Annotated in this window: 10 protein-coding genes and 1 pseudogene; 7 read left to right on the top strand and 4 right to left on the bottom strand. The window is 70.3% G+C overall.

From position 1 onward, the window contains the following. Positions 1 to 122: 122 nt before the first annotated feature. A complete protein-coding gene (locus ACFWU9_RS20300; protein ID WP_384320229.1) occupies positions 123 to 1589 on the bottom strand; it encodes a CCA tRNA nucleotidyltransferase in 1467 nt (488 codons plus the stop codon). A 188-nt stretch (positions 1590 to 1777) separates the two neighbouring features. Here ACFWU9_RS20300 and ACFWU9_RS20295 point away from each other — a divergent pair, with 188 nt between their 5' ends. From ACFWU9_RS20295 to trxA, 7 genes are all read left to right on the top strand, one after another. Then, the gene (locus ACFWU9_RS20295; protein WP_384320227.1) at positions 1778 to 4270 is read left to right on the top strand and encodes a DUF6049 family protein; all 2493 of its coding nucleotides are present in this window, start codon (positions 1778 to 1780) and stop codon (positions 4268 to 4270) included. 45 nt (positions 4271 to 4315) lie between these two features. Further along, positions 4316 to 6664: a murein biosynthesis integral membrane protein MurJ gene (gene murJ / locus ACFWU9_RS20290; RefSeq protein WP_384320225.1), complete on the top strand. Its 2349-nt coding sequence runs from the start codon at positions 4316 to 4318 to the stop codon at positions 6662 to 6664. A 119-nt stretch (positions 6665 to 6783) separates the two neighbouring features. Further along, on the top strand, positions 6784 to 8577 hold the full coding sequence (locus tag ACFWU9_RS20285) for a protein kinase family protein (RefSeq protein WP_384320223.1): 1794 nt from the start codon (positions 6784 to 6786) through the stop codon (positions 8575 to 8577). 27 nt (positions 8578 to 8604) lie between these two features. Continuing rightward, on the top strand, positions 8605 to 9354 hold the full coding sequence (gene sigM / locus ACFWU9_RS20280; RefSeq protein WP_384320221.1) for an RNA polymerase sigma factor SigM: 750 nt from the start codon (positions 8605 to 8607) through the stop codon (positions 9352 to 9354). Then, the gene (locus ACFWU9_RS20275; RefSeq protein ID WP_384320219.1) at positions 9351 to 10346 is read left to right on the top strand and encodes an anti-sigma factor family protein; all 996 of its coding nucleotides are present in this window, start codon (positions 9351 to 9353) and stop codon (positions 10344 to 10346) included. The genes sigM and ACFWU9_RS20275 overlap by 4 nt, the downstream gene beginning before the upstream one ends. 125 nt (positions 10347 to 10471) lie before the next feature. Next, a complete protein-coding gene (gene trxB, locus ACFWU9_RS20270) occupies positions 10472 to 11446 on the top strand; it encodes a thioredoxin-disulfide reductase (protein ID WP_384320217.1) in 975 nt (324 codons plus the stop codon). 46 nt (positions 11447 to 11492) lie between these two features. Then, positions 11493 to 11822, top strand: a complete 330-nt coding sequence (trxA, locus tag ACFWU9_RS20265) for a thioredoxin (protein ID WP_384320215.1) — start codon at positions 11493 to 11495, stop codon at positions 11820 to 11822. Between the two features lie 187 nt (positions 11823 to 12009). Here the strand turns inward: trxA and ACFWU9_RS20260 are convergent, their stop codons facing one another. The 3 genes and pseudogenes from ACFWU9_RS20260 to ACFWU9_RS20250 all read right to left on the bottom strand — a co-directional run. After that, complete coding sequence (locus tag ACFWU9_RS20260; protein ID WP_384320213.1) at positions 12010 to 12627, bottom strand: GNAT family N-acetyltransferase; 618 nt, start codon at positions 12625 to 12627, stop codon at positions 12010 to 12012. 306 nt (positions 12628 to 12933) lie between these two features. After that, positions 12934 to 14097, bottom strand: coding sequence for a ParB/RepB/Spo0J family partition protein (locus tag ACFWU9_RS20255; protein WP_384320211.1), 1164 nt, complete (start codon positions 14095 to 14097; stop codon positions 12934 to 12936). Continuing rightward, a pseudogene (locus tag ACFWU9_RS20250) lies at positions 14094 to 15029 on the bottom strand (ParA family protein); the annotation flags it as partial. The gene ACFWU9_RS20255 and the pseudogene ACFWU9_RS20250, both read right to left, overlap by 4 nt. Positions 15030 to 15107 lie beyond the last annotated feature (78 nt).

Genomic DNA, 15107 nt, shown 5'->3' with positions numbered 1-15107 from the left:
TCGGCTGCTTCTTTTTTTTATATGCCCCTGCCTACACCCCGCGCCCCGCCTGTGGGGCCGGGTCGCGGGTGTCTTTTTTTCAGGTAAAACATCGACCGCGCGTCCCGGCCGCCGGCCCGGACTCAACTCTGCTTGGCCCACCACTCCTTCAGCGCGCTCACCGCGTCGTCCCGCTCCATCGGCCCGTTCTCCAGCCGCAGTTCCAGCAGGAACTTGTACGCGGCCCCGATCACCGGCCCCGGACCGACGCCGAGCGTCTCCATGATCTCGTTGCCGTCCAGATCGGGCCGGATGGAGTCCAGCTCCTCCTGCTCCTGCAACTGCGCGATCCGCTCCTCAAGACCGTCGTACGCGCGTGAGAGCGCGGTGGCCTTGCGCTTGTTGCGGGTGGTGCAGTCCGAACGGGTCAGCTTGTGGAGCCGGTCGAGCAGCGGGCCCGCGTCGCGCACATAGCGCCGCACGGCCGAGTCGGTCCACTCACCGGTCCCGTAACCATGGAAGCGCAGATGCAGCTCCACCAGTCGCGAGACGTCCTTCACCAACTCGTTCGAGTACTTGAGCTCGGTCATCCGCTTCTTGGTCAGCTTCGCTCCCACCACCTCGTGGTGGTGGAAGGAGACGCCGCCGTCCTTCTCGAAGCGCCGTGTCCGGGGCTTGCCGATGTCATGGAGCAGCGCGGCCAGTCGCAGCACGAGGTCCGGCCCGTTCTCCTCCAGGTCGATGGCCTGCTCCAGCACGGTCAGGGAGTGCTCGTACACGTCCTTGTGCCGGTGGTGCTCGTCGCTCTCCAGCCGCAGCGCGGGCAGCTCGGGCAGCACCCGCTCCGCGAGGCCGGTGTCGACGAGCAGCGCCAGGCCCTTGCGCGGATGGCGGGAGAGGATCAGCTTGTTCAGCTCCTCCCGTACGCGCTCCGCCGACACGATGTCGATGCGCTCGGCCATGGCATTCATCGCGGCGACGACGTCCGGGGCGACCTCGAAGTCGAGCTGCGCGGCGAAGCGCGCGGCCCTGAGCATGCGCAGCGGATCGTCGGAGAACGACGCCTCGGGGGTGCCCGGCGTGCGCAGCACACCGGCCGCGAGGTCCTGGAGACCGCCGTACGGATCGACGAACTCCTTCTGAGGCAGCGCGACGGCCATCGCGTTGACGGTGAAGTCGCGGCGTACGAGGTCGTCCTCGATGGAGTCCCCGTACGACACCTCGGGTTTGCGGGAGGTGCGGTCGTACGCCTCCGAGCGGTAGGTCGTGATCTCAATCTGGAAGTCCTGCCGGTCGTCCCCGACCCGGCCCTCCTTCTGGGCACCGACCGTGCCGAAGGCGATCCCGACCTCCCACACCGAGTCCGCCCAGGGCCGGACGATCTTCAGTACGTCGTCGGGCCTGGCATCGGTCGTGAAGTCGAGGTCGTTGCCGAGGCGACCGAGGAGGGCGTCCCTCACCGAGCCTCCGACCAGGGCGAGTGTGAAGCACGCTTCCTGGAATCGGCGTGCGAGGTCGTCGGCGACAGGGGACACCCGCAGCAGTTCACTGACCGCGCGGCGCTGCACCTGAGTCAGTGCATGGGGAGTCTCTTCGTTGGCGTTCGGCACAACAGAAAAGGGTACGTGCCCCGGCCGACCCCAGCTCCCGGGTTTCCGGTGCACCGGAACGCTCCGCCCATGAGATTCTTCCGATCATGGGAGGCGGACCCCGGCACTTCGCCACAGCGCACATCGTTACCATGCGTGGACGCACAATCGACGACGACCATTGACGACGACGAGGGACGGGCGGGCGCGTGGCCGAGGCGGCAGACTTCCAGGGGATGAAGCACTCTCCTGCCCGCCGATGGCTGGGGCGCACCGCCGCCGTGGCCGCAGGAGTGCCGCTCCTGGCCGGGCTCCTGGGGGGCCTCGCGGCGCCTCAGGCGACCGCGACGACCCCGGCCGGCCCCGCGGGCGCCAGAGGGGCCGCCACAGCCTCTCCGGTGAACGCCGCGGCCGAGCCCTCGGGGTCGAACACCGTCTCCGTCGCACTCGACACCTTGGCGCCCAGCGCGCCGACGAAGGGTGACACCCTCACGATCTCCGGCACGGTGACCAACAAGGGCAAGAAGCCGGTCACCGACGCCCGGGTCGATCTGAGGGTGGGCCCGCAGCTCGTCGGCCGGACCGCCATCGACGACGCCGACGAGCGGTCCAACGACACCACGAACGATCCGCCGCCGGTGGGCGGCAAGTACAAGGTCGAGTTCGAGAAGCTCGCCTCCGGCATCAGCCACGACTTCGCCCTGTCGGTGCCGGTGAGCAAGCTGGGCCTCGGAGGGGACGGGGTCTACCAGCTCGGGGTGTCGCTCAGTGGCCGCACGTCGGCCGAACCGTACGACCACACCCTCGGCATCCGGCGGACGTTCCTGCCCTGGCAGCCGGACGCGGTGGACACCAAGACCAGGTTCACCTACCTCTGGCCGCTGATCTCCACCTCCCACGTCTCGGCCGAGACTGGCTCGGACGAGCGGCAGACCCCGGTCTTCGAGAACGACGACCTGGCGGAGGAGCTGGCCCCCGGCGGCCGGCTGGAGCAGCTCGTCTCGCTCGGCAGCCAGCTCCCCGTCACCTGGGTGGTCGATCCGGACCTCCTCGCCACGGTCGAGGCGATGGCCGACACCTACCGCGTCAAGGACGGCAACAGCACGGTCGCGGGTACGAACCAGCTCGTCGCCCGGACATGGCTCAACTCGCTGGAGAAGGCCGTCCAGGACAACGGCGACGTCGTCGCCCTGCCCTTCGGCGACCCCGACCTGGCGTCCCTGGCGCACGGCGGTGAGAACGTCTCCGGCAGCCTCGGCCATCTCCAGGGCTCCAGCGAGGTGGCCGCGAGGACCGTGGAGACCATTCTTCATCTGTCGCCCGCCACCGACTTCGCCTGGCCCGTGGACGGCGCCGTCGACCCGTCGATCATCGATGTGGCGACCTCCGCCGGCGCCGACAAGGTGATCTCGCGCAGCGACAGCATCCAGGACAACCTGCCGTACACGGCGAGCGCGGCGCGGCCCATCGGCGGCGGTACGACGGCCGTCGTCGGCGACACCCGGCTGTCCACCGCGTTCGAGGGCGATGTGTCCAACGCGGGCAGTTCCACGCTCGCGGTCCAGAAGTTCCTCGCCCAGTCGCTGGCGGTGACCCTCCAGGACTCCTCGAAGCAGCGCGACATCGTCGTCGCCCCGCAGCGGACCCCCTCGGCCGGCCAGGCGCAGTCCATGGCCCGCGCGCTCCAGGGCCTGGGCGGCGAGCGCTGGACCGAGGCGTCCGACCTGGTCGCCGCGGCGGCGGCCAAGCCCGACACGAACGCCACGACCAAGGTGCCGGGCGCCACGCGGTATCCGGACAAGCTCCGTGACCGTGAGCTCCCCCCGTCGGCGTTCGAGGAGCTCAAGGGGATCGACGAGCGCCTCGGGAAGTTCAAGGCCATCCTCACCGTGCCCGACCGGGTGGCGACACCGTTCGCCAACGCGGTGAACAGGGCGGTCTCGACCTCCTGGCGGGGCAACGCGACGGGCGCCAGGGAGTACCGCGACTCGGTGAACCGGTATCTGATGAGCCTCGCCAGTGAGGTACAGCTCATCCAGAAGTCCGAGCTGACCCTCTCGGGCCGGAGCGCGACCATCCCGGTGACCGTCCAGAACCAGCTGCTGCAAGGCGTCGACAACCTCGTCCTGCGGCTGCACTCCACCAACGCGACCCGGCTGAAGCTGGACGACGGCAGCGCCCTCGCCGAGCAGCCGATCAGGGTCGACGGCGGACACACGCAGGTGGTGAAGTTCACCGGCGCGGCCAACGCCAACGGTCCGGTGGGGCTCACCGCGCAGCTGTACACGACCGACGGCCGACCGTACGGCAGCCCCATGACGTTCCAGGTCAGGGTCTCCGAGCTCACTCCCACCGTGATGCTCGTCATCGCCGGCGGAGTCCTGCTCCTGGTCCTGGCCGGGGTCAGGATGTACAGCCAGCGCAAGCGGGCAGTGGCGGCGAAGGCAGCCGTCGAAGCCGCAGCGGCGGCTGTGGCCGCCGAGCAGGGAGCCGAGGGCGACGACGCCCGCGGGAGCGGCCCTGACAGCACCGCCGACGACGACGGGGCGAAGCCCGCTCCGGCGCCCGTCGCCCCGCCTTCGGAGCGGGAAATCCCCGAAGACATCGTCGCGCCGGAACCTGGGCAGGCGAGTGACCCGACCCCGGACACCCGTCCGGAAAGCGGTGACCCGTCGGGCAAGGGTGAGAAAGTGGACCGTTGAGCGATGTCGTGGCCGGCCGGCCGGGGACGATGAGGTGGGGTAACGATGAACGCGCCGTACGACGGTGACCGCGGCCAGGGGGCAGGCGGGGATCCGGCAGGGCATGTTCCGCCGCCACCCGCCGCTCCCCACGCTCCCGCGCCCGACCGGGCCGGGGGCCCTCCCTACCCCCCGAGCCCGCTGCACCCGGACCAGTACCCGCAGGCTTCCCACCACCCGGACCAGTACGCGCAGGGCCCGAACCCGCAGGCACCGGACCCGCGGCAGCAGCCCCCGCACGCCCAGGGCCCCTACGCCCCGAGTCCGTACGCCCCGCCCGGGCCCCAGACCCCGTACAGCCCCGACCAGTACGCGCAGGGCGCCTACCAGCAGGATCCCTACCGCGCGCAGGACTACTCGGCGCAGGGCCAGGTCCCCGACGCTCTCCACGACCGCGCCGGTCACCCGTCGCCGCCCCCCGGCGGCTATCCGGGGCCGACACCGCCCTACCAGCAGCCGCCAGCGCAGCAGTACGCAGCCGATCCGCGCGTCTGGGCGCAGTCCCCGCAGCCCGAGCCCGACGGGCCGTCGGGCCACCTCCCGTACGGGGACGACGCGCGGACCGTGCAGTTCAGGGGCGTCGACGACGTCGCCACCCGGTCCCGCGCCGACGAGCAGGAGCCCGACGCCTTCGCGCACCTCTTCCGCGACCAGCAGGGCACGGGCCGGCCGGTGGCCGCCGCACCCGAGGTGGCCACGGCGCCCGCACCCCCGAAGAAAGCGGCCGGACGCGCGTCGGGACTGCTGAAGTCCAGCGCCGTCATGGCGGCGGGCACGCTCGTGTCCCGGCTCACCGGCTTCGTACGCTCCGCCCTGATCGTGGCCGCGATCGGCGCCGCCACCCTCGGCGACACCTTCCAGCTCGCCATCACGCTGCCGACGATGATCTACATCCTCACCATCGGCGGCGGTCTCAACTCCGTCTTCGTACCGCAGCTCATCCGCGCCATGAAGGACGACGAGGACGGCGGCGAGGCGTACGCGAACCGCCTGCTCACCCTGGTGATCGTCATCCTCGGCTCGCTGACGGCGCTCTCGGTCTTCGCCGCCCCACTGCTGGTCCGCCTCATGTCGGTGAGCATCGCCGACAACCCGGCCGCCAACGACGTCGCCGTCACCTTCGTGCGCTACTGCCTGATCACCATCTTCTTCATGGGCGTGCACGTGGTGATGGGACAGATCCTCAACGCGCGCGGCAGGTTCGGCGCGATGATGTGGACACCGGTCCTCAACAACATCATCATCATCGCCACCCTCGCCATGTTCATCTGGGTGTACGGCGCCGCCGAGGACTCCGGGATGACGGTCGCGAACATCCCGCCGGAGGCCGAGCGCCTGCTCGGCGTCGGCGTCGTGCTCGGCCTCACCGTCCAGGCCCTCGCGATGATCCCCTACCTCCGGGAGACCGGCTTCCGGATCCGGCTGCGGTTCGACTGGCGCGGCCACGGCCTCGGCAAGGCCGCGAAGCTCGCCAAGTGGACCGTGCTGTTCGTCCTCGCCAACCAGGCCGGCGTGCTGGTCGTCTCACAGCTCTCGACGGCGGCGGGTGTCGACTCCGGCACCCAGGGCGCCGGTTACATCGCCTACTCCAACGCCCAGCTGATCTGGGGCATGCCGCAGGCCATAATCACCGTCTCGGTCATGGCGGCCCTGCTGCCCCGGCTCTCCCGCTCCGCGCACGACGGCGACACCGGAGCCGTCCGCGACGACATCTCCCAGGGCCTGCGGAACTCCGCGGTCGCGATCGTCCCCGTCGCCTTCAGCTTCGTCGCCCTCGGCATCCCGATGTGCACCCTGATCTTCGGCTCGTCCGGCATCGAGTCGGCGCGCTCCATGGGCTACATGCTGATGGCCTTCGGGCTCGGTCTGATCCCGTTCTCCGTGCAGTACGTGGTGCTGCGTGCCTTCTACGCGTACGAGGACACCCGCACCCCCTTCTACAACACCGTCATCGTGGCCGCCGTGAACGCCGCCGCCTCCGCCGTCTGCTTCGTCGTCCTGCCCTCGCGCTGGGCCGTCGTGGGCATGGCCGCCTCGTACGGCCTCGCGTACGCCGTCGGGGTGGGAATCGCCTGGCGCAGGCTCAAGAAGCGGCTGGGCGGCGATCTGGACGGCTCACGCGTGCTGCGGACATACGCCCGGCTCGGCCTGGCCTCCGTCCCCGGCACGCTCGCCGCCGGAGCGGTCGCCTACTTCGTGCTCGAAAAGCTCGGCAGCGAGGTGCTCGGCTCGTTCGCCGCACTGGCGGGCGGCGGAATCGTCCTGTTGGGGGGCTTCTTCGTCGTCGCGAGAAAACTGCGTATCGAAGAGATGAACACCTTGGTGGGAATGGTCCGGGGCCGCCTCGGACGCTAGCTCGCGAGGGCCGAGCACAACCATCGTCGGCCGCCGTGTGTCGTGCATAGCGTCCAACTGTGGGCACAATTGGCGTGGCTGTTGGACAGTGCGCAACGGATGGGGAGGCAGGAGCGACGGTGGCGGAACGGAGCACGGCTGCCGTCGAGGTGGCCGACAACAGCGGTGACGAACCGCCGGCCGCCCAGGCGGACAAGGCCACCACCGACGGGGTGGCGAAGGCCCAGAAGACAGAGGACGACAAGCCCGCGAAGCCCGGACCCGGTGAATCGGCGGAATCCGCCGCCGGGAAGCCCGCGAAGTCCGGCGCCGGCGACTCCGCCGGACAGGCCGACGGGAAGGGCCGCAAAGCCCGGCCGGCCGCCACGGCACCCGAACTCCACAGCGGCCACAAGCTCGCCAGACGCTACCGGCTCGAAGAGTGCGTCACCCGTCTGGACGGATTCAGCAGTTGGCGTGCGGTCGACGAGAAACTGCGCCGCGCCGTCGGGGTGCACCTCCTGCCCGCCGACCACCCGAGAGCCCGCTCCGTGCTGGCGGCCGCCCGCTCCTCCGCGCTCCTCGGCGACCCGCGCTTCGTCCAGGTCCTCGACGCCGTCGAGGAGGACGACCTCGTCTACGTCGTCCACGAATGGCTGCCCGACGCGACAGAACTCACCGCGATCCTCGCCGCGGGCCCCATGGAGGCCCACGACGCCTACCAGCTCGTCATCCAGCTGTCCCAGGCGATGGCCGCCGCACACCGCGAGGGCCTGGCCCATCTGAAGCTGACGCCCGGGGCGGTACTGCGCAGCTCCACGGGTCAGTACCGGATCCGCGGCCTCGCCGTGAACGCCGCCCTGCGCGGCATCAGCGCGGAGCGCCCGCAGCGCACCGACACCGAGGCGATCGGCGCGCTCCTGTACGCGGCCCTGACCCAGCGCTGGCCGTACGAGACGGACGCGTACGGCCTCAGGGGGCTGCCGAAGGGCGTCGGTCTGATCGCACCCGACCAGGTACGGGCGGGGGTCCACCGCGGCCTGTCCGAGATCGCCATGCGCGCGCTCGTCAACGAGGGCGCCACCGCCTCGCGTCAGGAACCCCCCTGCACCACTCCGGACGAACTGGCCAAGGCCGTCGCCGAGATGCCGCGTGTCCGGCCCCCGGAGCCCACGTTCGCCGCGCCGCCCGAGTACCAGCGCACCACCTACCAGCAGGGCTCGTACGCGCGCCCCGCCACCCGTCCGGTCGGACAGCCCCCCGTACAGCCCGTGCCCGTCCCTCCGCCGCCGCTCCAGAGCCGTACCGGCAAGGCGCTCAAGTGGACGGTCTCCGCGCTCCTCATCGCCGCGCTGGGACTTGCCAGTTGGCAGGTCGCCGACCACATGCTCAACCGCAACAACACGGACGGCACGACCCAGTCCCAGTCGGCCGAGGGCGATCAGGAGAAGCCCGCGCCACGGGTCCCCAAGAACCTGAAGATCGACGGGGTCTCGGCGTTCGCGCCCGACGGTGACGGCGTGGAGGCGCAGGACGTTCCCCTGGCCGCCGACGGCGACACCGACACGGCCTGGATCACGCCGCAGTACGACGGTTACGCGAACTACGGGAATCTGCCCCACCGCCGGGGCGGCAGCGGGATAGTCGTCGATCTCGGCAGCGTGCAGGACGTGTACGGCGTCGATGTCTCGATGTACCGCGCCGGCCAGAAGGTCCAGGTGCTCGCCGCCGACGAGGACGCCTCGTCCCCGGCGGCCCTCTCGGACTTCCCCCGGCGCGTCACCGAGCTGGAGAAGACCGACAGCAGTCTCAAGGCGACCCTGGACAAGCCCGTCAGAACCAGGTACGTACTGATCCACATCACGGAACTCGCGCCGGACGTGTCCGCGAACGAGTTCCGGGGAGGAATCTCGGAGATCAAGGTCATAGGCTGACCTGCGACCAGGGGAGGGGGCTCACCGTTGGAAGACGCCACACTCGCCGGCGTGGACGACCAGGACCTCCTGGCGCGCCATGTCGAAGGGGACCCCGACGCCTTCGGTGAGCTCGTGCGACGCCATCGCGACCGGCTCTGGGCGGTGGCGCTGCGCACGCTCGGAGACCGCGAGGAAGCCGCGGACGCCGTGCAGGACGCGCTCGTCTCGGCCTTCCGTGCCGCCCACACGTTCCGCGGCCAGTCCGCCGTCACGACCTGGCTGCACCGCATCACCGTCAACGCCTGTCTCGACCGGGCGCGGAAGGCCGCCTCGCGCAAGACGTCGCCCGTGGACGACACGGACCGTCTGGAGCAGCTCCTCGAACCGCACGAGTCGGCCGAGGCCCCCGCCGAGCGCCAGGACCTCCACCGCCAGCTTCTCGCCGCTCTCGCCAAGCTGCCCGCCGACCAGCGTGCCGCCCTGGTCCTCGTCGATATGCAGGGGTATCCCGTGGCCGAGGCCGCGCAAGTCCTCGACGTACCCGTCGGCACCATCAAGAGCCGCTGCGCACGCGGCAGAGCCAGACTCCTGCCGATGCTCACCCATCTGCGGGAGAGCGGCGGCGGAAGCGGCGACAGAGGCGGTCTGGGACCACAAAGGAACCGGACGACGGGCGCATCCGTCCCATCGGAGCCGGGACCACAGAACAGAGGCCCGGACAGGGGAGCAGACACCGGACCAGACGCGGGACCACAAGGTCCTGCCGCCGTGAAGGGAGGAGGTGGGCGCGCGTGACAACCACGACCGGCATGACGGAGCACCCGGACGTCTCGGAGATCTCCGACCTCACGGAGGGCCTGCTCTCCCCCGCACGGAGCGTCGAGGTACGCGAACACCTCGACGGCTGCTCCCTGTGCGCCGATGTGTACGCGTCGCTGGAGGAGATCCGGGGACTGCTCGGCTCGCTGCCCGGTCCGCCGTGCATGCCCGCCGATGTGGCGGCCCGGATCGACGGCGCCCTGGCCGCCGAGGCGCTGCTGAACGCGACCGCTCCGGACCCCTCGGGAACGGACGCGACCGCCGATGTTTCACGTGAAACATCGCGCACCACCGACGCCCCCGAAGCCGCCGCGTCCGAAGCCGAGCCGGCATCCGAGCCTGATCCCGCGCTTGTCCCCTCGGCCGTCACCCCCGGTGCCGTGGCTCCCGACGCTCCCCGGGCGGACCGCCCCGCCGGACACTCACGGGCGGCCAGGGGTCCCGGACGCGCCCGGCAGCTGCGCCGCCGTCGCGGCGCGATCCTCGGCGCCGTCTTCGGAACAGCGGCGATCGGCGTGAGCGTTCTCCTGCTCCAGACCTCCCCCGGTGGGGAGGACACCACCATGAAGGCCGACTCGGGAACGAGCCAGGCGGACGGGAGCGGAGCCGCGTTCAGCGGCACCGGTATCCGGGAGAAGGTCGGCTCCCTGCTCGCGTCCACGCCCTCCACCGGCGAACCGAGAGCCGCCGAGGGCCTGGATTCCACCAGGAACGCGCCCACCACCACCGCGTCCCCCAAGCTGATGTCCCAGGTGCCGCCCTGTATTCAGCAGGGAACGGGGCGCAGCGACATCCCGCTGGCCGCCGAGCGGGGCACGTACGAGGGCACCGACGCCTTCCTCCTCGTCCTGTCGGACCCCGACGACGGCAGTCTGGTGCGGGCGTATGTCATCGACGCCGCGTGCGTCGACGTCGTCCCGCCCACCAAGGGTGAACTCCTCCTCACACAGGCTTACCCCCGCGGCTGACGACGGCCCGGCGCCGCCGGGACCTCGCGGGAATGCGAGGCCCGTAGGATCCGTTGGGTGGGGTGAGAGTCCTGAAGCGCCCCGTTGGCAGTAGCAGGCAGTCTGCAGAGACGAGGAAGAAACCCGTGAGCGACGTCCGTAATGTGATCATCATCGGCTCGGGTCCGGCCGGATACACAGCCGCGCTCTACACCGCACGCGCCTCGCTGCGTCCCCTCGTGTTCGAGGGGGCTGTCACCGCGGGTGGCGCGCTGATGAACACCACCGATGTGGAGAACTTCCCCGGCTTCCGCGACGGCATCATGGGCCCGGACCTGATGGACAACATGCGCGCCCAGGCGGAGCGGTTCGGCGCGGAACTCGTCCCGGACGACATCGTGAGCGTCGACCTCACCGGGGACATCAAGACGGTCACCGACACGGCGGGCACCGTACACCGGGCCAAGGCCGTGATCGTCACGACCGGCTCGCAGCACCGCAAGCTCGGGCTGCCCCGGGAGGACGCCCTCTCCGGACGCGGCGTCTCCTGGTGTGCCACGTGTGACGGGTTCTTCTTCAAGGACCAGGACATCGCGGTCGTCGGCGGCGGTGACACGGCGATGGAGGAGGCGACCTTCCTCTCCCGGTTCGCCAAGTCGGTCACGATCATCCACCGGCGTGACACTCTGCGTGCCTCCAAGGCCATGCAGGAGCGGGCCTTCGCGGACCCGAAGATCCGGTTCGCCTGGGACAGCGCGGTGGAGGAGATCCACGGTGAGCAGAAGCTCGCCGGGCTGACGCTGCGCAACACCAAGACCGGTGAGACGTCCGAGCTGGCCGCGACCGGGCTGTTCATCGCCGTGGGCCACGACCCGCGCACCGAGCTCTTCAAGGGTCAGCTCGACCTCGACGACGAGGGATACCTCAGGGTGGAGGCGCCTTCGACGCGCACCAACCTCACGGGGGTCTTCGCCGCCGGCGACGTCGTCGACCACACCTACCGTCAGGCGATCACCGCCGCGGGCACCGGCTGTTCCGCGGCCCTCGACGCCGAGCGCTTCCTCTCCGCGCTCGGTGACCGCGAGAAGGCGGCCGAGCCGGAGAAGACCGCCTCCGTCTGACCAGCAGTACCGACCCACCACACCCCAAGAAGTTAAGGAGGCCGCCGTGGCCGGCGACCTGAAGCACGTGACCGACGACTCGTTCGAAGAGGACGTCCTCAAGAGCGACAAGCCCGTACTGGTGGACTTCTGGGCCGCCTGGTGCGGACCGTGCCGCCAGATCGCTCCCTCGCTCGAAGCCATCGCGGCCGAGCACGGTGACAAGATCGAGGTCGTCAAGCTCAACATCGACGAGAACCCGGCCACGGCAGCCAAGTACGGCGTCATGTCGATCCCGACGCTGAACGTCTACCAGAACGGCGAGGTCGCCAAGACCATCGTCGGCGCCAAGCCCAAGGCCGCCATCGTGCGCGACCTGGAGAGCTTCATCGGCTGAGACCGTCGCGCACCGTCGCGCACCACGCGCGATGTTTCACGTGAAACAGGCCCGTCCCCTCTCGGAGGGGGACGGGCCTGTTCGCTTCCCGGGGGGGGTTGAGCCTGTTCTCTCCCCGGAGGGGGACGAGGCCGTTCCCTTCTCGGCGAGGGTGAGGCTGTTCGTCTCTCCGCCGCGCCGCGCGTCTTCAGAGCGGTCTGAGTGCCGGGTCCTTCTTCACCGCGCCCAGCAGCCGGTCCAGCGCGTGCTCGACGTCCTCCTTCCAGGAGAGCGTCGTCCGCAGATCAAGCCTGAGCCGTGGGTGCGTGGGATGCGTCCGTACGGTCTTGAACCCGACGGCCAGCAGATGGTCCGCCGGCAGCACACAGGCCGGCTCCTGCCAGCGCGCGTCCCCGAACGCCTCGATCGCCTTGAACTCCCGCCGCAGCAGATCCTTCGCGACGGTCTGCACCATCACCCGGCCGAGCCCCTGCCCCCGGTAGCCCGGCATGATCCAGCCCGTCATCAGCTGTACGGCGTCGGGGGAGACCGGGCTCGTGGGGAAGGCCGTGGCACGGGGGACATACGCCGGAGGCGCGTACAGAACGAAGCCGACGGGCACGTCGTCCACATAGGCCAGCCGGCCGCACGACCCCCACTCCAGCAGGACGGCCGAGATCCAGGCCTCCTTCTCCTCGCGGGCCCGCTCCGCTCTTACCGCCGCTTCTCCCCTGACCGGATCAAGCTCCCAGAAGACGCACTCCCTGCATCGCTGAGGGAGGTCGGGAAGGTTGTCCAGCGTGAGCGGTACGAGCCGACGCCCCATCGAGGCCGTTCCTCACTTCCTACGCCTGCCGCGTCACGAGCCGCGGTCAGCGCGCTGTGCTCCCGAATCAGGCTGCCGACGAAGCCGCCCACGATCCCCAGGCCGAGTCCAGCTGACATCAGTTGGCTGCGGCTCACCAATTGCATGGCCCCGCCCTTCCTCTGCGGTGGATCAAGGTGCATGCGCCATACCAGAACGCATCGTATCCACCCAGAGATGCCCCGCACACCGGGGGACGGCAAAGGGGCGGGCCGTGTCCCCGTAGGCATCGGACAAGGCCCGCCCCCTCGGCGGTGTGCGGAGGCGTCAGTTCTCGTCGGGCTCCAGGCCGTTCGACCGGTCCGGGCCGTTCGACGGCTCCAGGCCCTCCAAGCCCTCGCCGTCCGCTTCCTCGTCGGCGAGTCCCCGCTCCAGGACGCGCCCCTCACCGGGGGCGAGCGTGCCGAGGATGCGCTCCAGATCGACCAGCGAGGCGAACTCGACGGTGATCTTCCCCTTCTTCTGACCCAGATCGACCTTCACCCGGGTCTCGAAGCGGTCCGACAGCCGGGAGGCCAGATCGTTGAGCGCGGGCGACGGCAGACCGCCGGCCCGGGGACCCTTGAACCGGGGCGTGTTCTTCGGCCGCGAGCCCATCAGGGTCACGATCTCCTCGACGGCCCGGACGGAGAGCCCCTCGGCCACGATGCGATGGGCCAGCCGGTCCTGCTCGTCGGAGTCGTCCACCGAGAGCAGCGCCCTCGCGTGACCGGCGGACAGCACGCCTGCGGCGACCCTGCGCTGTACGGGCAGGGAGAGCCTCAGCAGCCGGAGCGTGTTGGAGACCTGCGGACGCGAACGCCCGATGCGGTCGGCCAGCTGATCGTGCGTGCAGTGGAAGTCCTTCAGCAACTGGTCGTAGGCCGCGGCCTCTTCCAGCGGGTTGAGCTGTGCGCGGTGCAGGTTCTCCAGCAGCGCGTCCAGCAGCAGCTTCTCGTCCTCGGTGGCACGGACGATCGCGGGGATGCGCTCCAGGCCCGCTTCCCGGCAGGCCCGCCAGCGCCGCTCGCCCATGATGAGCTCGAAGCGCTCCGGACCCAACTGCCGTACGACGATGGGCTGGAGAAGCCCGACCTCCTTGATGGAGGTCACCAGCTCGGCGAGCGCGTCCTCGTCGAACACCTCACGGGGCTGCCGCGGGTTCGGGGTGATGTAGTCCATCGGCACTTCGGCGAAGTACACACCTTCCGGTGCGGTCACCTCGCTCTGGGCCGGCGTGTCCTGGGCGGGAATCTCCGCCGTGGCCGGTGCGGCCGGTGTCCCCGCCTGAGACAGCGTCGTCACCTTGGCGGCGGCGACACCGCGCTCCGCCGTCAGGACGGGTGACTGTCCCGAGGAGGCGGCCTCCCCGGAGGTTCCCTGCTTCTCCTGCGGAGCGGCGGGGATCAGCGCATTGAGCCCACGCCCCAAACCCCTACGTCGGTCGCTCACTGCGTCCCCTCCGAAATGCTCAGCTGACTGTTGCCGATCGCGTGGGCGTGCTTGGCGTCGTAGCTCATACCGACCCCACGCAGGGCGATTTCACGAGCGGCTTCGAGGTACGACAGCGAGCCGCTGGAACCCGGATCATAAGTCAGTACCGTCTGCCCGTAGCTCGGCGCCTCCGAGATACGTACGGACCGCGGAATGCTCGTCCGCAGGACCTCCTCACCGAAGTGGCTGCGGACCTCGTCGGCCACCTGGGAAGCGAGCCGGGTCCTGCCGTCGTACATGGTGAGCAGGATCGTCGAGACGTGCAGCCCCGGGTTCAGATGCGCCCGCACCAGATCCACGTTCCGGATCAACTGCCCCAGCCCTTCGAGCGCGTAGTACTCGCACTGGATGGGGATCAGCACCTCGGCGCCGGCGACCAGCGCGTTGACGGTCAGCAGACCGAGCGAGGGCGGGCAGTCGATCAGGATGTAGTCCAGCGGCTGCTCGTACGCCTCGATCGCCCGCTGGAGCCGGCTCTCCCGCGCGACCAGCGACACCAGCTCGATCTCCGCACCGGCGAGGTCGATGGTGGCGGGCGCGCAGAAGAGGCCTTCGACGTCCACGACGGGCTGGACCACCTCGGAGAGCGGTTTGCTCTCCACCAGGACGTCATAGATCGAGGGCACTTCGGCGTGGTGGTCGATCCCGAGCGCCGTGGAGGCGTTGCCCTGGGGGTCGAGGTCGACCACCAGGACGCGCGCACCGTGGAGCGCCAGCGAGGCCGCGAGGTTGACCGTGGTGGTGGTCTTGCCGACGCCGCCCTTCTGGTTGGCGACGACCATGACCCGCGTCTGCTCGGGGCGTGGCAGGCCTTCACCGGCACGGCCGAGCGCCTCCACGGCCAGCTGGGCAGCACGACCGATGGGGGTGTCGTCCATCGGGGGGGGGGGGGGGGTGAGAGGGAAAACACCCCCCCCCCCGGCAGCAAGCGGGGGGGGGGGCGGCCAGGTGGTAGGGGGCCCCCCGGT

Origin of the sequence: Streptomyces sp. NPDC058653 (assembly GCF_042716895.1) — a bacterium.
Classification (GTDB): Bacteria; Actinomycetota; Actinomycetes; order Streptomycetales; family Streptomycetaceae; genus Streptomyces.
The sequence above is the reverse complement of the archived record's forward strand: the minus strand, read 5'-3'. Positions and strand labels throughout refer to the sequence as shown.

Excerpts from the sequence above, each read along its gene's own strand:
- murJ (WP_384320225.1), top strand. The coding sequence starts at position 4,316 with ATGAACGCGCCGTACGACGGTGACCGCGGCCAGGGGGCAGGCGGGGAT.
- ACFWU9_RS20260 (WP_384320213.1), bottom strand. The coding sequence starts at position 12,627 with ATGGGGCGTCGGCTCGTACCGCTCACGCTGGACAACCTTCCCGACCTC.